This window comes from Achromobacter sp. 2789STDY5608615 (genome assembly GCF_001298995.1).
In the GTDB taxonomy this organism is placed as follows: domain Bacteria; phylum Pseudomonadota; class Gammaproteobacteria; order Burkholderiales; family Burkholderiaceae_B; genus Achromobacter; species Achromobacter insuavis.
This window is the reverse complement of record NZ_CYTY01000019.1, coordinates 61824-79399: the sequence shown is the minus strand read 5'-3', so window position 1 is coordinate 79399 and position 17576 is coordinate 61824. Positions and strand designations below refer to the sequence as shown.

Genomic DNA, 17576 nt, shown 5'->3' with positions numbered 1-17576 from the left:
TGCCATTTTCCAGTGCCTGCCGCATGGCGGCCGGGCCGCCGCGCCCGACGCGCCGGCGCCGGGCGTGCGCCGGCTGCTGCTGACCGCCTCGGGCGGCCCGTTCCGCGGCCGCGACCTGGAGGACCTGCACGAGGTGACGCCGGACCAGGCCTGCGCCCATCCGAACTGGAGCATGGGCCGCAAGATCTCGGTCGATTCCGCCACCATGCTGAACAAGGGCCTGGAGGTGATCGAGGCGCACTGGCTGTTCGCCATGCCGGCCGACCGCATCGAGGTGGTGGTGCATCCGCAGAGCGTGATCCACTCCATGGTCGAGTACAACGACGGCTCGATCCTGGCGCAGCTGGGCCAGCCCGACATGCGCACGCCGATCGCCTACGGCCTGGGCTTTCCCGAGCGGCTGGACAGCGGCGTGGGCGCGCTGGACCTGACCCGCCTGGGCCGGCTCGACTTCGAAAAGCCCGATCTGGCGCGCTTCCCGTGCCTGGCGCTGGCGTTCGACGCCTTGCGGGCCGGGCAGGGCGCCTGCATCGCCCTGAACGCCGCCAACGAGGTGGCGGTGGACGCCTTCCTGTCGGGGCGCCTGGGGTATACCTGGATACCGCGGGTTATCGAGGCGACCCTGGAGTGGCAGGGGGGGCAATCATCTGTTACGCTCAACAGTCTCGACGATGTGCTGGCGCTGGATGCCGCCGCGCGCGTTTACGCCGGCAATCTCGGCCTGGCGTGATGGCCGCGCAAGCCCCTCGCGCCCCATTGATCCCTTGCGTTGATTCCTTGATTTCCTGACCCCGATGCTTTTCACCCTGCTGGCCTTTGCCGTCGCGCTTGGCTCCCTGATCATTTTTCATGAATTGGGGCATTATTGGGTGGCGCGGTTGTGCGGCGTCAAGGTGCTGCGCTTTTCGGTCGGCTTCGGCAAGGTGATCCTGCGCCGCACCGACCGCCATGGCACCGAATGGGCCCTGTCGGCCTTGCCCCTGGGCGGCTACGTCAAGATGCAGGACGACGCCCCGGCCGGCGCCAGCCCCGCCGAAGCGGCGGGCGCGTTCAACAACAAATCCGTCGGCAAGCGCATCGCCATCGTTGCCGCCGGTCCCATTTTCAATCTCGTCCTCGCGGTCTTCCTGTATGCCGGCCTGAACATGGCGGGCACCGAGGAGCTGGTCGCCGTCATCGCCCAGCCCGCCGCCGATACGCCCGCCGCGCGCGCCGGCCTGGCCGCGGGCGACCGCATTCTGTCCATCGACGGTCAGGAAGTCGCATCGTGGTCGGACGCCCGCTGGCGCCTGATGGATGTCATGGCCACCGGCGGCCTGACCCGGATCGAAGTCGGCACGCCCGGCGGCGCCTCGCAGCAGCGTGACGTCACCCTGCCGGCCAATGCCATGGATCCGGCCGGCGGCGATCCGCTGCTGGCCGCCGGCATCCGCCTGGCCCAGCCCAAGCCCGCCGTGCGCGTGGTCAACGATGGCGGCGAAGGGCAGGCCGCCGGACTGCGTCAGGGCGACCTGATCCTGGCCGTCGACGGCCATCCCACCCCGGACACCGGCGCCCTGGTCAAGCAGATCCAGGAAAGCGCGGGCAAGACGCTGGCGCTGACGCTGGTTCGCGATGGCGCCCAGGTTTCCCTGAACGTCACGCCGCGCGCCGAGACGGTCAATGGCCAGGTCATCGGCCGGCTTGGCGTCCAGCTGGGCGGCGACGTGCCCATGGTGACGGTGCGCTACGGCGTCTTCGACAGCCTCTGGCGCGGCGCCGTCCGCACCTGGGACACCGCCCTGTTTTCGCTGCGCATGATGGGTCGCATGGTGACGGGCGATGTCTCCTGGCGCAACGTCAGCGGCCCGGTCACGATCGCCGATTATGCCGGCCAGACCGCCCGGATCGGCATTGTTGCGTATATCGCCTATATCGCGTTGATCAGTATCAGCCTTGGCGTACTAAATTTGCTGCCCATTCCTATGCTGGACGGTGGCCATCTGCTGTACTATCTCGTCGAAATTGTGCGGGGCAGTCCGCCGCCCGCACGGTGGATCGATATCGGACAGCGCGCAGGCATTGGTTTATTGGCAAGCCTGATGGGGCTTGCGTTGTTCAATGATTTCACGCGCTTGTTCACTTAAGCGCCAATTAGCATAAAATCCCCCGCCATTTGCACGACCGAGGATACTCAAGGATGTCTTTTCGCCGGATGTTTCATCACAAAAAGGGTGTACTGCCGGGCATAGTGCCGAGTCTGATCGCCGCATTGCTGCTGCCAGGCATGGCCCACGCCTTCGACCCTTTTGTCGTGCGGGATATCCGCGTAGAAGGGATCCAGCGAACCGACGCCGGCACCGTCTTCGGTTATCTGCCCGTCAAGGTCGGTGAGAAATTCACCGAGGAAGAGGCCACCGAGGCGATCCGCCGCCTGTATGGCACAGGGTTTTTCACCGACGTGCAGATCCAGACCGACAATAATGTCGTGGTCGTGGTGGTTCAGGAACGTCCGACGATTGCATCCGTGAATTTCAACGGCATGCGCGAATTCGATTCCAAGGCCATTACCAAATCGCTGGGGCAGGTCGGTTTCGCCGAAGGCCGCATTTTCGACCGCTCGATGCTCGAACGCGCCGAATACGAACTCAAGCAGCAGTACCTGTCCAAGGGCAAGTACGGCGTCGAGGTCACCTCCACCGTCACGCCGCTGCCGCGCAACCGCGTCGGCGTGAGCTTCGACGTGTTCGAAGGCTCGGTCGCCCGCATCCAGGAAATCCGCTTCGTCGGCAACAAGGCCTTCTCGGAAAGCGATCTGCTCGACGAGTTCAAGCTGACCACGCCGGGCTGGCTGACCTGGTACACCGATACCGACAAGTACTCGCGCGAAAAGCTCGAAGGCGACCTCGAACGCCTGCGTTCGTTCTACCTGGACCGCGGCTACCTCGAATTCACGGTCGAGCCGCCCCAGGTCACGATCTCGCCCGACCGCAAGGACATCCGCATCACCATCACGGTCCATGAAGGCGAGCCGTACAAGGTGCGCAGCGTCAAGCTGGCCGGCAACCTGATCGGCCTGGACAAGGAAATCAACAACCTGGTCAAGATCAAGCCGGACGAAACCTTCTCGGCGGCCAAGGCCAACGATTCGGCCAAGGCGATCACCGACTACCTGGGCGAGCTGGGCTACGCGTTCGCCAACGTCAACCCGAACCCGCAGCTGGACCGCGCCAAGCACGAGGCCGACCTGACGTTCTACGTCGATCCGAGCCGCCGCGTGTACGTGCGCCGCATCCAGATCGGCGGCAATACCCGCACGCGCGACGAAGTCGTGCGCCGCGAAATGCGCCAGCAGGAAGCCGCCTGGTACGACGCCAAGGACATCAAGACCTCGCGCGACCGCGTCGACCGCCTGGGCTACTTCAGCGACGTCAACGTCAAGACCGATCCGGTGCCGGGTTCGCCCGACCAGGTCGACGTCAACGTCGACGTGAAGGAAAAGCCCACCGGCATGATCAACCTGGGCGTGGGTTACGGTTCGTCTGAAAAAGCGATCCTGTCCGCCGGTATCAGCGAAGACAACGTGTTCGGCAGCGGCACCAACCTGACGCTGCAGTTGAACACCAGCAAGACCAACCGCGCGATCGTGCTGTCGCACACCGATCCGTACTGGACCAAGGACGGCATCAGCCGCACCACGTCCGCGTACTACCGCGTGACCGAGCCCTGGAACAACAACGACGGCGACTACCGTGTCAAGTCCATGGGCCTGGGCATGAACTTCGGCGTGCCGATCTCCGAATACGACCGGATCTTCCTGGGCGCCAACCTCGAGCGCAACCAGATCGACCTGTTCTCGAATTCGCCGCTGGCCTACCGCAACTTCGTCAATCAGTATGGCGACTCGACCAACTCGGTGATCTTCACCGCCGGCTGGTCCAACGACACCCGCGACAGCGCCCTGGCGCCGACCAAGGGTTCGTACACCCGCCTCAAGAGCGACTTCTCGACGGTCGACCTGAAGTACTACATGCTCACCGGCCAGCAGCAGTACTTCATCCCGCTGGGCAACTCGTACACCCTGGCGCTGAACGGCATGGTCGACTGGGGCCAGAGCTACGGCGGCAAGGACTACCCGATCATCAAGGACGTGTACGCCGGCGGTATCGGCACGGTGCGCGGCTACGAAGGCTCGTCGCTGGGTCCGCGCGACTCGGTCACGGGCGATTACCTGGGCGGTTCGCGCCGCATCGTGGCGAACGCGCAGCTGTACCTGCCGTTCCCGGGCGCGTCCAAGGACCGCACGCTGCGCTGGTTCATCTTCAGCGACGCGGGCCAGGTGGGCGCGGGCAGCGGCCTGTCTTGCACCAACGGCAAGCCGGGCAGCGAGGTCGACGATCCTTGCGGCTGGCGTTTCTCGGCCGGTATCGGTCTGTCGTGGCAGTCGCCGATGGGCCCGCTGCAGCTGTCGTACGCGCGTCCGCTCAATGCCAAGCCGGGCGACGACAAGCAGAGCTTCCAGTTCCAGATCGGGACCGGGTTCTAAGCACTGGCGTTACGCTTGAAAACAAGGGAGAGGACCCCTGGTCCGGCTCCCTTGCCGTTTAGTGGCACAATACATACTTTGGCTTTGCCTTACTGGAAGGTGAGATTTTCATGATGTCTGACTTCGCACTTAAATCATCGAATTCGCCGCGCGTTAATCGTCGTGGCAAGCTGGGCGGCTCCATTGCCCTGGTGGGTGCGCTCATTCTCGGTTCCGTCGCGGCGGTGCCCGCTCAGGCTCAAAACACCAAGATCGGCTTCGTCAATACCGAGCGGATCCTGCGTGAGTCCGGTCCGGCCAAGACGGCGCAAAGCAAGATCGAAGCCGAATTCAAGAAGCGTGACGACGAACTGCAGCGCCTGAACACCAGCCTGCGTTCGCAAGCCGAAAAGTTCGACAAGGATGCGCCCGTGCTGTCCGAGTCCGACCGCGTCAAGCGTCAGCGCGAGCTGTCGAACCTGGATACCGACCTGCAGCGCAAGCGCCGCGAATTCCAGGAAGACTTCAACCGTCGCCGCAACGAAGAGTTTTCCAGCATCGTGACGAAGGCCAACGAGGCCATCAAGCGCATCGCTGAACAGGAAAACTACGACCTGATCATCCAGGACGCCGTCACGGTCAACCCGCGCATCGACATCACCGACAAGGTGATCCAGAGCCTGGGCAAGTAAGCTGCAGTCGCCGTATGCCGGTTCTACTGGATCTTGCCCGCGCGCCGACGCTCGAAGCGCTGTTGAGCGCCGCCAATACCCAGGGCATGGACTGGCGCATCAGCGCGCCCGCCGGCGCAGACCCCTTGCGGGTCTGCGGCATCGGCACCCTGGCTTCGGCCAGCGGCCAGGAAATCAGTTTCCTGGCCAACCCCAAGTACCAGAGCCAGCTCGCCGCCACCCAGGCGGGGGCGGTGATCGTCTCGGCCGACGTGGCCGAGACGCTGGAAGCCGCCGCCGACCGGCCGCGCTTCACGCTGGTCGTCTGCAAGCATCCCTATCTGCTGTACGCCCGCGTGGCGCAGTGGTTCGACGCCGCCCGGCGTCCGGCCCTGCCTGCGTCCACGCATCCCTCGGCGGTGGTCGCGCCTGACGCGCACATCGAAGAAGACGTGCGTATCGGTCCGAATTGCGTGATCGAATCGGGTGCGCGCATCGGCCGCGGCAGTGTGCTGGGTGCCAGCTGTGTCATCAGCGCCGGGTCCTCGATCGGCCCGGACAGCCGTCTGCATGCGCACGTCACGCTGTACGAAGGCGTGAAGATCGGCGCGCGCGCCATCATCCACAGCGGCGCGGTGCTCGGCGCCGACGGTTTCGGTTTCGCGCCGGATCCATCGCTGGGCAAGGGCGCCTGGGGCAAGATTCCCCAGCTGGGCGGGGTGTCGGTGGGCGACGACGTCGAAATCGGGGCCAATACGACCATCGACCGCGGCGCGCTCGAAGACACCGTCGTGGGCAACGGCGTCAAGCTCGACAATCAGATCATGGTGGCCCACAACTGCCGTATCGGCGCCTACACCGCGATCGCGGCGTGCGTCGGCGTGGCGGGGTCCACCACCATCGGCGAGCGCTGCACCATCGGCGGCGCGGCCATGCTGTCGGGGCACCTGACGCTGGGCGACGACGTACACATTTCGGGCGGCACCGCGGTGACGTCCAACATTTCCAAGCCTGGCCGCTATACCGGGGTGTACCCGTATGCGGAACATGGCGAATGGCAGCGCAACGCCGCCGTGATACAACAGTTAGCGCAATTGCGCCGCCGCTTGCGGACGCTGGAAAAAGACTAGGGCGCCGCCATGCCGCCCTGGCGCTCGCGGCGCCGACAGATTTAATTCATTACGCAGGAATTCACAGAAAAATGGAACTCGACATCAAGGGGATCATGGAGAGGCTGCCGCATCGTTACCCGATGCTGCTGATTGATCGTGTCGTCGAAATGGTGCCCGGCAAATCCATCGTCGCCATCAAGAACGTCTCGATCAATGAACCGTTTTTCAACGGCCACTTCCCCCACCATCCGGTGATGCCGGGCGTGCTCATCGTGGAAGCGATGGCCCAGGCTTCGGCGCTGTTCTCGTTCACCGACGAGAACGGCGGCCTGAAGTGCGAAGGCGCCAAGACGGCCTACTACCTGGTCGGCATCGATGGCGCGCGTTTCCGCCGTCCGGTGGTGCCGGGCGACCAGTTGCGCATCGAGGTCGAAGCCGAGCGCCTGAGCCGCAGCATCTGTAAATACCAAGCGCGTGCCACCGTCGACGGACAGGAAGTGGCGTCGGCCAAGCTCATGTGCGCGATCCGTAGCCTGGAAGAGTAAATGGCAGGAAACATCCATCCCACCGCCGTCGTTGATCCGGCGGCGAAAATCGACCCCAGCGTGGTCATCGGCGCATTCTGCGTCGTGGGACCCGATGTGACGATCGGCGCCGGCACCGAGCTCGGCCCGTATTGCATGGTCGATGGCGTGACCACCATCGGGCGCGACAACCGGTTCTACCGGTATTGCTCGATCGGCGGCATGCCGCAGGACAAGAAGTACAACGGCGAGCCGACCCGCCTGGTGATCGGCGACCGCAACACGGTGCGCGAGTTCGTCACGCTGAACACCGGCACGGTGCAGGATGGCGGCGCCACGACGCTGGGCGACGACAACTGGATCATGGCCTACGTGCACGTGGCGCATGATTGCCATGTCGGCAGCCACACCATCCTGGCCAACTCGGTGCAGCTGGGCGGCCACGTCCACGTCGGCGATTGGGCCATCGTGGGCGGCCTTACCGGCGTGCACCAGTTCTCGCGCATCGGCGCCCACAGCATGACGGGCGGCAACAGCTCGCTGATGCAGGACACGCCGCCGTTCGTGCTGGCCGCGGGCAACCCGTGCCGTCCGGTCGGCGTCAACGTCGAGGGCCTGAAGCGCCGCGGCTTCACGCCGGCCCAGGTGTCGGCGCTGCGCGACGCCTACAAGATCATCTACCGCCGCGGCCTGTCGCTGGATGACGCGCGCGCCGAATTGCGCGCCCGCCAGCAGGCCGAGCCCGAAGTCGCCGAGCACCTGCAGACGCTGCTGGATTTCCTCGACGTCTCGTCCCGCGGCATCATCCGTCCATGAACATGCGGATCGGCATGGTGGCCGGCGAGCCCTCGGGCGATCTGCTGGCCGGACGCATCATTGCCGGTCTGCAGCAGCGCGCCCCGGGCGTGCTGTGCGAGGGCATCGGCGGCCCGCAGATGCAGGCGCGCGATTTCGACACCTGGCACCCGATGCATGCGCTGACGGTGTTCGGCTACGTCGACGCGCTCAAGCGCCTGCCGAGCCTGCTGCGCACCTATCGCGACGTTTCACGCCGCTGGCTGGCCGAGCCGCCGTCGGTGTTCGTCGGCATCGACGCGCCCGATTTCAACCTGCGCCTGGAGCACCAGCTGCGCCAGGCCGGCACGCCCACCGTCCATTTCGTCGGCCCCTCGATCTGGGCCTGGCGCTACGACCGCATCCACAAGATCCGCGAATCGGTGTCGCACATGCTGGTGCTGTTCCCGTTCGAGGAAGAGATCTACCGCAAGGGAGGCATCCCGGTCACCTATGTCGGCCATCCGCTGGCCGGCGCCGTGCCGATGCAGCCCGATCGCGCCGCCGCGCGCACGCGGCTCGGCATCGACCAGGACGCGCGCGTGCTGGCGATCCTGCCGGGTAGCCGTTCGTCCGAGATTCGCCTGCTGGCGCCGCGCTTCCTGCAAGCCGCGCAGATGCTGCAGAAGCGCGATCCGGCGCTGCAGTGCGTGGTGCCGATGGTCAACGACCAGCGCCGCGCCGAATTCCAGGCGATCCTGGCCAAATACCCGGTGCCGGGGCTGCGCTGCGTCACCGCCCAGGACCTGCACGGCGCCGATGGCGATCGCCAGGCGCCGGTGGCGTGGTCGGTGATGGAAGCTAGCACCGCGGTGCTGGTGGCCAGCGGCACCGCCACCCTGGAAACCGCGCTGTACAAGCGGCCCATGGTGATTTCCTACGTGCTGTCGCCGCTGATGCGCCGCATCATGGCCTGGAAATCCGGCCAGGAACGACCGTATCTGCCGTGGGTGGGCCTGCCCAACGTGCTGCTGCGCGACTTCGCGGTGCCCGAGCTGTTGCAGGACGACGCCACGCCGGAGAAGCTGGCCGAGGCCACCTGGACGGCCTTGACCGACGAAGCCCTGGCGGCGCGCATCGAAGCGCGTTTCACGGCCCTGCACCAGGAACTGCTGCGCGATACGCCGGCGCTCGCCGCCCAGGCGATCCTGGAGGTGGCCGGTGGAGCAGCCTGACCTGTTTGCCGCGCCGGCGCAGCCGGCCTTGGTGACGGCCGGCGTCGACGAAGCCGGCCGAGGTCCGTTGGCGGGCGCCGTGTACGCGGCCGCCGTGATCCTGAATCCGGCCCGGCCCATCGACGGCCTGGCCGACTCCAAGGTGCTGAAGGCCGCCACGCGCGAGGCGCTGGCGCTCGAGATCCAGGCGCATGCGCTGGCCTGGTGCGTGGCCAGCGCCAGCGTGGCCGAGATCGACAGCCTGAACATCCTGCGCGCCACCTTGCTGGCGATGCGGCGCGCCGTCGAGGGCCTGTCGCTGGCGCCCCAGCTGGCGCTGGTGGACGGCAACCAGGCGCCCAAGCTGGGCTGCACGGTGCAGACGGTGATCAAGGGCGATGCCCTGGTGCCGGCGATCTCCGCCGCATCGATCCTGGCCAAGACCGCGCGCGACGCCGACCTGCTGCGCCTGCACGCGCTGTACCCGCAGTATGCGTTCGATCAGCACAAGGGCTACGGCACCGCCTTGCACCTGCAGATGCTGCGCGAACACGGCCCCTGCGCCGAGCATCGCCGCAGTTTCGCGCCCATCAAGGCCTTCGGCCTGGTCTCATGAAACACATCAGTTCCCGCGACAACCCCGCGGTCAAGGCGCTCGTCAAGCTGGCGGGCACCGCCGGCAAGCGCGGCGCGCCCGTGCTGCTGGACGGCGTGCACCTGTGCCAGGCGTGGCTGCAGCATTATGGCGCGCCGGACCAGGCCATCTTCGACGTCGAGCGCCTGTCGCAGCCCGATATCGCGGCGCTGGCGGCTGCCGTGCCGGACGCCCGCTGCCTGGCGCTGGACGCCCGCCTGATGCAGGCGCTGGCCAGCGTCGAAAGCGGGCAGGGCGTCGCCTTCGTGGTGACGCCGCCGTCGCTGTCCCTGCCCGAGGCGGTGGACGAGAATTGCGTGCTGTTCGACCGTATCCAGGACCCGGGCAACGTCGGCACCTTGCTGCGCACCTGCGCCGCGGCCGGCATCAAGCGCGTGTTCCTGGCTACCGGCACCGCCGCCGCCTGGTCGCCCAAGGTGCTGCGCAGCGGCCAGGGCGCGCATTTCGCGCTGGCGATCCACGAGCACGTGGACTTGCCGGCGCTGCTGCCCGGGTTGCGCGTGCCGCTGGTGGCGACCGCGCTGGAAGGCGCCCAGGACCTGTACGCCGGGCGCCTGCCCGAGCGTTGCGCCTGGGTCTTTGGCCATGAGGGCCAGGGCGTGGCCGCCGAGTTGCTGGCGGCGGCGCGGCTCAGGCTGCGCATTCCTCATGACATGGCCGCGGTGGAGTCGCTGAACGTCGGCGCCGCCGCCGCCATCTGCCTGTTCGAGCAGCGCCGCCAGGCGCTGGCGGGCGCGTCGCGCTGATTCTGCATTGGTGCGTGTCTGAGCCCGCCGGGGGGACGCCGGGCCGGCATATACTCGACGCTTTGCCGCTCCCAAGGTGTTCCATGGCGCCATTGCCGGTCGCTCATTCCCTGCCAGGCCGCGCCACGCGCGCCCGCTGCCAGTCGTTGCTTGCCGCCTGCCTGTGCGCGCTGGCGCTGGGCGGATGCGCCTCGGGCAAGCCGCAACGGGTCAGCTTGGTGCCGGTCGACATGACCGAATCGGCCGGCCGGCTGCAACTGTCGCGCGAGGTGGTGGCGAAGCTGCCCAACGACGCCGCCGTGACGCTGCCTTCCGGCTCGCAATGGCGGCGGGCCGGCGCCATCGTGCAGGGCGACGTGTTCCGGCCGCTGGGCGGCCCGTTCTCGATTGCCTTGCCGCGCCGCACGGAGGCCTATCTGGTGGCCTCGTCCGGCAAGCTGGTGGGCTTCTACCTGCCGGTCGACAGCAGTTACATCGAACTGTCCCGTCCCGTCGTCCTGCCCGGGGCGGTGCGGCAGTGACGGATGGGCGCAGCCGGGTTTGCCGATCAGGGCGCGCCAATGGCGCGCCCTGATCGTTTTCAGCCGCGGTCCAGGCCCACTTCCTGCAGCACCGTGGTCGAGATCTCCTCGATCGACTTGGTGGTGGTGGACAGCCACGAAATGCCCTCGCGCCGCATCATGCGCTCGGCCTCGGCCACTTCATAGCGGCACTGCTCCAGCTGCGCGTAGCGGCTGTTGGGGCGGCGCTCGTTGCGCACTTCGGACAGGCGCTCGGGCTGGATCGACAGGCCGAACAGCTTGGCGCGGTGCGGCGCGATGGTCGAGGGCAGGGTGCCGCGCTCGAAATCGTCGGGCGTCAGGGGGAAGTTGGCGGCCTTGATGGCGTATTGCATGGCCAGGTACAGGCTGGTCGGGGTCTTGCCGCAGCGCGAGACGCCCACCAGGATGACGTCGGCCTGGTCCAGCTGGTTGACGAACTGGCCGTCGTCGTGGGCCAGGCTGAAGTTGATGGCGTCGATCCGGTTGCGGTACTTTTCCGAATTGGCCTGCATGTGCGAGCGGCCGATGGAATGGCTGGATTTGAGCCCCAGCGCCTGCTCGATGTGGCTGACGAAGGTGCCGAACAGGTCCAGGAAAATTCCGTTCGCCTGGCGAACACGGGCCAGGATGTCAGGATTGACCAGGGTGCTGAAGACGATCGGCGGCACGCCGGCCTCCAGGGCGCTGCGGTCGATGCGCATGGCCACTTCGGCGGCTTTTTCCAGGGTGTCGACAAACGGCAGCCGCACCGGCTTGAAATCGACTTGCTCGAACTGGGAAAGCACCGACTGGCTGAAGGTTTCCGCGGTGATGCCGGTGCTGTCGGAAACGATGTATACCGTGCGTACGATCGGGGTAGATGTCATATGTAAAAATTCCAACCAGGCGGATGGCCGGATGTGCTCCTCCGAGTACAATCAGGCCCCTATAAGTCACCCCAAGGGCGGTCCAAGGCCAGTTTGGTCAGCGCAGGCGGATCGGCGAAATCCAGGCGGTAGCCGGCGTCGAATCTGCATTGACCAAACTCGCTTTCATTCCATTGTAAAAGGTGACTTCAATGTCGTACGTTGTTTTGTTCGAGCAGCTCCGCATGACGGACGTGGACTCGGTAGGAGGCAAGAACGCATCACTAGGCGAAATGATCAGCCAGCTGTCTGGCGCGGGTGTCCGCGTGCCGGGCGGCTTTGCCACGACCGCTGACGCCTTCCGCGACTTCCTCCAGGCCTCCGGCCTGGACAAGCGCATCGCCGAACGCCTGACCACGCTGAACCCCGAAGACGTCCGCGAGCTGGCCAACGCCGGCGCGCAGATCCGTCAATGGATCGTCGAAGCGCCGTTCTCGGCTGAATTCGAAGCGCAGATCCGCGACGCCTTCGCCAAGCTCGACGCCGATGGCAAGGGCTCGTTCGCCGTGCGCTCGTCGGCCACCGCCGAAGACCTGCCCGACGCCTCGTTCGCCGGCCAGCAGGAAACCTTCCTGAACGTGGTCGGCATCGACGACGTGCTGGACAAGATCCGCCACGTGTTCGCCTCGCTCTACAACGACCGCGCCATTTCCTACCGCGTGCACAAGGGCTATGCCCACGCCGATGTGGCCCTGTCGGCCGGCATCCAGCGCATGGTGCGTTCGGACAAGGGCAGCGCCGGCGTGATGTTCACCATCGACACCGAATCGGGCTTCCAGGACGTGGTGTTCATCACCTCGTCGTACGGCCTGGGCGAAACCGTGGTGCAGGGCGCCGTCAACCCCGACGAGTTCTACGTCTTCAAGCCCACGCTGGCCCAGGGCCATTTCCCCATCGTCGGCCGCCGCATCGGTTCCAAGCTGATCAAGATGGAATTCGATCCCGAGCGTCCGGAAGGCCGCGCCGTGCGCACGGTCGACGTGCCGGTGTCCGAGCGCAACCGCTACTCGCTGACCGACGACGAGGTCAACGAGCTGGCCCGCTACGCCGTCATCATCGAGAAGCACTACGGCCGCCCGATGGACATCGAGTGGGGCCGCGACGGCGTCGACGGCAAGATCTACATCCTGCAGGCGCGCCCGGAAACGGTGAAGTCGCAGCAGGGCGCCAACGACGTGCAGCAGCGCTATCGCCTGAAGGCCACCGGCCAGGTCCTGATCACCGGCCGCGCCATTGGCCAGAAGATCGGTTCGGGCCCGGTGCGCGTGGTCGGCGACATCTCCGACATGGACAAGGCGCAGCCCGGCGACGTGCTGGTCACCGACATGACCGATCCCAACTGGGAACCCGTCATGAAGCGCGCCTCGGCGATCGTGACCAACCGCGGCGGCCGTACCTGCCACGCGGCCATCATCGCGCGCGAGCTCGGCATTCCGGCCGTGGTGGGTTGCGGCAACGCCACTGACCTGCTCAAGGAAGGCCAGGCCGTGACCGTGTCGTGCGCCGAGGGCGACGAAGGCCGCATCTATGACGGCCTGATCGAGACCGAAGTCGAGGAAGTGCGCCGCGGCGAGGTGCCCGCCATCGACCTGAAGATCATGATGAACGTGGGCAACCCCCAGCTGGCGTTCGACTTCGCCCAGATCCCCAACGGCGGCGTCGGCCTGGCGCGCCTGGAATTCATCATCAACAACAACATCGGCATCCACCCGAAGGCGGTGCTGGACTACCCGAACGTCGACGGCGAGCTGAAGAAGGCCGTGGAATCGGCCGCCCGCGGCCATGCCAGCCCGCGCGCCTTCTTCGTCGAGAAGATGGCCGAAGGCGTGGCCACCATCGCGGCGGCCTTCTACCCGAAGCCCGTGATCGTGCGCATGTCGGACTTCAAGTCCAACGAGTACCGCAAGCTGGTCGGCGGTTCGCGCTACGAGCCCGAGGAAGAGAACCCGATGCTGGGCTTCCGCGGCGCTTCGCGCTACATCGCCGACGACTTCGCCGAGTGCTTCCGCATGGAATGCGAAGCGCTCAAGAAGGTGCGCGATGACATGGGCCTGACCAACGTCGAGATCATGGTGCCGTTCGTGCGCACCCTGGGCCAGGCGGAAAAGGTGGTCAACCTGCTCGCCAAGCACGGCCTGGCGCGCGGCGAGAACGGCCTGAAGCTGATCATGATGTGCGAAGTGCCCTCCAACGCCATCCTGGCCGACGAGTTCCTGCAGTACTTCGACGGCTTCTCGATCGGTTCGAACGACATGACCCAGCTGACCCTGGGCCTGGACCGCGACTCCGGCATGGAACTGCTGGCGGCCGATTTCGACGAACGCGACGAGGCCGTCAAGTTCATGCTGCGCCGCGCGATCAAGGCTTGCCTGGCCGCCAACAAGTACGTCGGCATCTGCGGCCAGGGCCCCAGCGATCACCCGGACTTCGCGCAGTGGCTCAAGGATGAAGGCATCCTGTCGATGTCGCTGAATCCGGACACGGTGGTCGACACCTGGCAGCGCCTGGCGAAGCAGTAAGTCGCCCGCGTTGACGCAAACCCCCGCATTCGAAAGAGGCGGGGGTTTTTTCTTGGGGCGGCCCGGCGGCGGTCAACCCCTGGCTGCCGCCCCCGGCCCGCGCCGCCTGGGCAGATACAGGTAGAGCCCCGTGACCAGCACGGCGATGGCCGCCAGATCCAGCAAGGCCCAGATCAGTTTGAGCGGCAGGCCGGCGTAGTTGCCGAAATGCAGCGGCCGCGAGCCTTCCAGCAACCACATGTACCAGGGCGGCGGATCCGCGTCGAGCAGTGCGCCGTCGGCGATGCGCACCACGACCGGTTGCAGCAGGTGCCGCGTCAGCGGCGTGCGGCCCTGCATGAAGACGGTACAGGCGCCGTCGGACGAGAACAGCGAACCGGGCAGCGCCAGGAAGCTGACGTCGCGCTCCGGCAGTGTGCGCCGGGCCAGGTCGACCGCGGCCTGCAGCGGCCGGGCGACCGGCGGGCCGGGCGGCGGCGCGGCCAACTGCCGGCTGGCCGCATGCTCGCGCCAGGCGCCAAAGACGAACGAATCGAGCGTGTTGATTGCGCCGCTCAGTCCGACCACGGTCAACCAGACCAGCAGCACCATGCCCAGCAGATTGTGCAGGTCCAGCATGCGCAGCAGCCGCGAACGCCCCTTGCGCACGGTGCCGAACGGCGTCTTGCGCATGAAGCCGCCGTACAGCGCCACGCCGGAAACCAGCGATACCAGCAGCAGCGCGCCCATGACGGCCAGGATCAGGCTGCCCGGCATGCCCAGCAGCATGTCGGTGTGCAGCCGCAACAGCAGGGCCATCGGCCCGCCGTGGCGCCAGTCTTTCTCGCTCCAGGCCTCGCCGGTGACGACGGGGCCGCGCGCATCGACCAGCGCGAAGGGCTTCTGGCCGGGCGCGCCCGGGCTCAGCCCGAAACGGTACTGGTGAGGTTCGTCCAGCCAGACGATGAAGCGGATGTCACGGCGCGGGTATTGCTCGCGCACCCGCGCGGCCATGGCATCCACGTCCCGTGGCGCGGCCGCCTCCCGCGCCGGCGGGACACGGGCGGGGGTGTCGAACCAGGCGTCGATCTCGTCATGGAAGATCAGCGGCAGCCCGGTCAGGCACAGCATCAGCAGGAACAGCGTGCATGCCAGGCTGGACCACGTATGCAGCCATCGCCAGATGCGCAGGCGGTGCGGGGCGTCGATGCTCATGCCAGGGCGCCCACGCTTACCAGCGGTAGGTCAGGGTGCCGATGACGGTGCGTCCGGCGCCGTAGAAGCACTTGGTCGCGGTGGCGCACGCCGATACGTATTCGCGATCGAACAGGTTGCTGGCGTTGATGCCGGCGGTCAGTCCCTTCAGCGAAGGGATGGCTTGCCCCAGGTCGTAGCGCACCGCGGCATCCACCACCGTGAAGGGCGAGACCTTCAATGTGTTGTCGGCGTTGGCATAGCTGCTGCCGACGTAACGCACGCCGCCGCCCAGGCTCAGGCCGGCCAGCGCGCCGCTGTGGAAGGTGTAGTTGGCCCAGGCGTTGGCGCTGTGGCGCGAGACGTAGGTGGGGTGCTTGCCCTGCGCGGTGGTGCTGCGCGTGTTGACGTTGTCCATCAGGGTGTAGGACGCCAGCAGGTCCAGGTTGCGCGTCAGGCTGGCCTTGCCTTCCAGTTCTAGACCGCGCGAGCGCACCTCGCCCGTCTGGATGCTGTAGTTGGTGTTGGCCGGATCGGTCGTGAGCACGTTGCTCTGGGTGAGCTGGTAGACGGCGGCGCTGACGAAGGCGTCCTGGCCGGGCGGCTGGTACTTGATGCCGGCCTCGTATTGCTCGCCCTTGGTGGGCTTGAACAGATTGCCCTGGGCGTCGGCGTCGGCCACCGGCTGGAACGAACGCGAATAGCTGACGTAGGGCGCCACGCCGTTGCTGAATTCATAGACTGAGCCAAGGCGCCAGGTGAAGGCGCGGTCGGACTGGTGGGTGGTGTCTCCGTTGATCCGGTTGCGCCGGTCGTTGCCCGCCCAGTCCTGGCGGATGCCGCCCAGCAGCGTCCATTGGCCCAGTTTCACCTGGTCCTGCGCGTACAGGCCTATCTGGTCCAGCGTCTGCTTGCTGCGCACGGTGATCGACGGCGTGGCGATGGCGGCGTCGTAATCGGGCCGATTGATCGACAAGGATGGCGCGGCGCCCATGCCCTGGTCTTCGCGATAACTGAGGCGCTGGTAGTCGATGCCGAACAGCGCGGTGTGCGCGAGGGCGCCGGTGTTGAAACGGGCCTGGGCATGGTTGTCCGCGGTCACCGCGTCCATGTTGGCGTGATTGACGATGGCACGCCGCGTCAGCAGCGGGTTGGCCGGATCGGCGGCATTCAGCCCCGTGGTGTAGACGCTCTTGTAGTCCGTTTTCATCTGCATGTAGCGCAGGTTGGACTGCACCGACCAGACCTCGTCGATCCGATGCTCCAGCAGATAGCCCAGGGCCGTCTGCGTGCGCTTGAATTCATCGAAGCGCGGCGACCCGTCGAAGAAGCGGCGACCGATGCGGCCGCCGCCGGGCAGGTCCTGGATGGTGCCCACGGCCGGCAGGAAGCCGAAGTAGCCGCCATAGGGATCATGCTGGTACTGCGCCAGGAGCGTCAGCGAGGTGTCGGCGTTGGGGCGGAACGTGACGGCCGGCGCGATCGCCACGCGCTCGTCCTTCTGGTAGTCGATCTGGGTCTTGCCGGTGTGAGCGACGCCGGTCAGCCGGTAGAGCACCTTGCCGGCGTCGTCCACCGGACCGCCGAAGTCGAAGGCGGCCTGCCCGAAGTTGTGGCTGCCCGCCTGCAATTCGATCTCGTGCAGCGGCGTGGCGGTGGGTTTCTTGCTGACCAGGTTGATCAGGCCGCCCGGAGTGCCCTGGCCGAACAGCACGGATGACGGGCCGCGCAGCACTTCGATGCGTTCCAGGTTGTAGGTGTCGATCTGCGGGATGGCGTAGTTCGTGCCCAGCAGGCGCATCCCGTCCAGATAGGCGTAGTCGTAATTGATGCCACCGCCAAAGCCGCGGTAGATCACCGTGTCGTAGCGCGAGCCGCCGGCGCCGCGGTATTCGGCGGTCAGGCCAGGCGTATAGCGCAGCGCCTGGCGCACGTTCTGCACCGCCTGGTCGTCCATTTGCTGGCGTGTCACCACCGAGATGGATTGGGGCGTCTCGATCAGCCGGGCGTCGGTCTTGGTGTCGGCGCCGGAAGTGTCGGCCACGTATCGGACGGTCTCGCTCGCGCCTTGCACCCGGATGGGGTCGAGCGTGGTGGCGTCGCTCGCGGTGGCGGGCAACCGCGACACGATCAGGGTGTTGCCGCTGTGGCGCCAGCCCAGGCCCGAGCCGGCCAACAGGCGCGTCAAGGCCTCATCGCGGGTATAGCTGCCGTGCAGCGCGGGGGCGGTCCGGTCG

The 17576-nt window shown here is 66.6% G+C and carries 15 protein-coding genes; 12 read left to right on the top strand and 3 right to left on the bottom strand.

Translation table 11 applies throughout. The annotated features are described in order from the left end of the window. The 11 genes from AOZ49_RS17855 to AOZ49_RS17805 all read left to right on the top strand — a co-directional run. Positions 1 to 730, top strand: a 730-nt coding sequence (locus AOZ49_RS17855) for a 1-deoxy-D-xylulose-5-phosphate reductoisomerase (protein ID WP_197286741.1), incomplete at its 5' end; no start/stop codon positions are given. Positions 731 to 794: 64 nt separating this feature from the next. Beyond that, positions 795 to 2126, top strand: coding sequence for an RIP metalloprotease RseP (rseP, locus tag AOZ49_RS17850; RefSeq protein ID WP_054476901.1), 1332 nt, complete (start codon positions 795 to 797; stop codon positions 2124 to 2126). 53 nt (positions 2127 to 2179) lie between these two features. Further along, positions 2180 to 4525 (top strand): outer membrane protein assembly factor BamA, encoded by a 2346-nt coding sequence (gene bamA / locus AOZ49_RS17845; protein WP_054476898.1) that lies wholly within the window; start codon positions 2180 to 2182, stop codon positions 4523 to 4525. 110 nt (positions 4526 to 4635) lie between these two features. Continuing rightward, complete coding sequence (locus AOZ49_RS17840; RefSeq protein WP_035360323.1) at positions 4636 to 5196, top strand: OmpH/Skp family outer membrane protein; 561 nt, start codon at positions 4636 to 4638, stop codon at positions 5194 to 5196. Between the two features lie 14 nt (positions 5197 to 5210). Further along, positions 5211 to 6305: a UDP-3-O-(3-hydroxymyristoyl)glucosamine N-acyltransferase gene (gene lpxD / locus AOZ49_RS17835; protein WP_054476897.1), complete on the top strand. Its 1095-nt coding sequence runs from the start codon at positions 5211 to 5213 to the stop codon at positions 6303 to 6305. A gap of 71 nt (positions 6306 to 6376) precedes the next feature. Beyond that, complete coding sequence (gene fabZ, locus AOZ49_RS17830; protein WP_006385190.1) at positions 6377 to 6832, top strand: 3-hydroxyacyl-ACP dehydratase FabZ; 456 nt, start codon at positions 6377 to 6379, stop codon at positions 6830 to 6832. After that, a complete protein-coding gene (gene lpxA / locus AOZ49_RS17825) occupies positions 6833 to 7627 on the top strand; it encodes an acyl-ACP--UDP-N-acetylglucosamine O-acyltransferase (protein WP_006394504.1) in 795 nt (264 codons plus the stop codon). Next, entirely contained in the window at positions 7624 to 8820 is a 1197-nt protein-coding gene (lpxB, locus tag AOZ49_RS17820; protein ID WP_054476895.1) for a lipid-A-disaccharide synthase, read from the top strand. The genes lpxA and lpxB overlap by 4 nt, the downstream gene beginning before the upstream one ends. Further along, positions 8807 to 9415 carry a ribonuclease HII gene (rnhB, locus tag AOZ49_RS17815; RefSeq protein ID WP_054431140.1) on the top strand — a complete coding sequence of 203 codons (609 nt, stop codon included), beginning with the start codon at positions 8807 to 8809 and terminating at the stop codon, positions 9413 to 9415. The genes lpxB and rnhB overlap by 14 nt, the downstream gene beginning before the upstream one ends. After that, positions 9412 to 10200 (top strand): TrmH family RNA methyltransferase, encoded by a 789-nt coding sequence (locus AOZ49_RS17810; RefSeq protein WP_054476893.1) that lies wholly within the window; start codon positions 9412 to 9414, stop codon positions 10198 to 10200. The genes rnhB and AOZ49_RS17810 overlap by 4 nt, the downstream gene beginning before the upstream one ends. An 83-nt stretch (positions 10201 to 10283) precedes the next feature. After that, positions 10284 to 10721 (top strand): hypothetical protein, encoded by a 438-nt coding sequence (locus AOZ49_RS17805; protein ID WP_231689877.1) that lies wholly within the window; start codon positions 10284 to 10286, stop codon positions 10719 to 10721. A gap of 59 nt (positions 10722 to 10780) precedes the next feature. On the opposite strand, the gene AOZ49_RS17800 is transcribed toward AOZ49_RS17805, so the two are convergent. Then, on the bottom strand, positions 10781 to 11608 hold the full coding sequence (locus tag AOZ49_RS17800; protein WP_054431142.1) for a posphoenolpyruvate synthetase regulatory kinase/phosphorylase PpsR: 828 nt from the start codon (positions 11606 to 11608) through the stop codon (positions 10781 to 10783). Positions 11609 to 11799: 191 nt separating this feature from the next. Here AOZ49_RS17800 and ppsA point away from each other — a divergent pair, with 191 nt between their 5' ends. Continuing rightward, complete coding sequence (gene ppsA, locus AOZ49_RS17795; RefSeq protein WP_054476891.1) at positions 11800 to 14166, top strand: phosphoenolpyruvate synthase; 2367 nt, start codon at positions 11800 to 11802, stop codon at positions 14164 to 14166. A gap of 72 nt (positions 14167 to 14238) precedes the next feature. Here ppsA and AOZ49_RS17790 read toward each other — a convergent pair whose 3' ends face one another. Beyond that, positions 14239 to 15360, bottom strand: coding sequence for a PepSY-associated TM helix domain-containing protein (locus AOZ49_RS17790; RefSeq protein WP_054476889.1), 1122 nt, complete (start codon positions 15358 to 15360; stop codon positions 14239 to 14241). 16 nt (positions 15361 to 15376) lie between these two features. Beyond that, on the bottom strand, positions 15377 to 17576 hold a 2200-nt coding region (locus AOZ49_RS17785), incomplete at its 5' end, for a TonB-dependent siderophore receptor (protein WP_054476887.1).

Excerpts from the sequence above, each read along its gene's own strand:
- ppsA (WP_054476891.1), top strand. The coding sequence starts at position 11,800 with ATGTCGTACGTTGTTTTGTTCGAGCAGCTCCGCATGACGGACGTGGAC.
- lpxB (WP_054476895.1), top strand. The coding sequence starts at position 7,624 with ATGAACATGCGGATCGGCATGGTGGCCGGCGAGCCCTCGGGCGATCTG.
- lpxA (WP_006394504.1), top strand. The coding sequence starts at position 6,833 with ATGGCAGGAAACATCCATCCCACCGCCGTCGTTGATCCGGCGGCGAAA.
- AOZ49_RS17790 (WP_054476889.1), bottom strand. The coding sequence starts at position 15,360 with ATGAGCATCGACGCCCCGCACCGCCTGCGCATCTGGCGATGGCTGCAT.
- bamA (WP_054476898.1), top strand. The coding sequence starts at position 2,180 with ATGTCTTTTCGCCGGATGTTTCATCACAAAAAGGGTGTACTGCCGGGC.
- AOZ49_RS17805 (WP_231689877.1), top strand. The coding sequence starts at position 10,284 with ATGGCGCCATTGCCGGTCGCTCATTCCCTGCCAGGCCGCGCCACGCGC.
- AOZ49_RS17800 (WP_054431142.1), bottom strand. The coding sequence starts at position 11,608 with ATGACATCTACCCCGATCGTACGCACGGTATACATCGTTTCCGACAGC.
- rseP (WP_054476901.1), top strand. The coding sequence starts at position 795 with ATGCTTTTCACCCTGCTGGCCTTTGCCGTCGCGCTTGGCTCCCTGATC.
- AOZ49_RS17810 (WP_054476893.1), top strand. The coding sequence starts at position 9,412 with ATGAAACACATCAGTTCCCGCGACAACCCCGCGGTCAAGGCGCTCGTC.
- AOZ49_RS17840 (WP_035360323.1), top strand. The coding sequence starts at position 4,636 with ATGATGTCTGACTTCGCACTTAAATCATCGAATTCGCCGCGCGTTAAT.
- lpxD (WP_054476897.1), top strand. The coding sequence starts at position 5,211 with ATGCCGGTTCTACTGGATCTTGCCCGCGCGCCGACGCTCGAAGCGCTG.
- fabZ (WP_006385190.1), top strand. The coding sequence starts at position 6,377 with ATGGAACTCGACATCAAGGGGATCATGGAGAGGCTGCCGCATCGTTAC.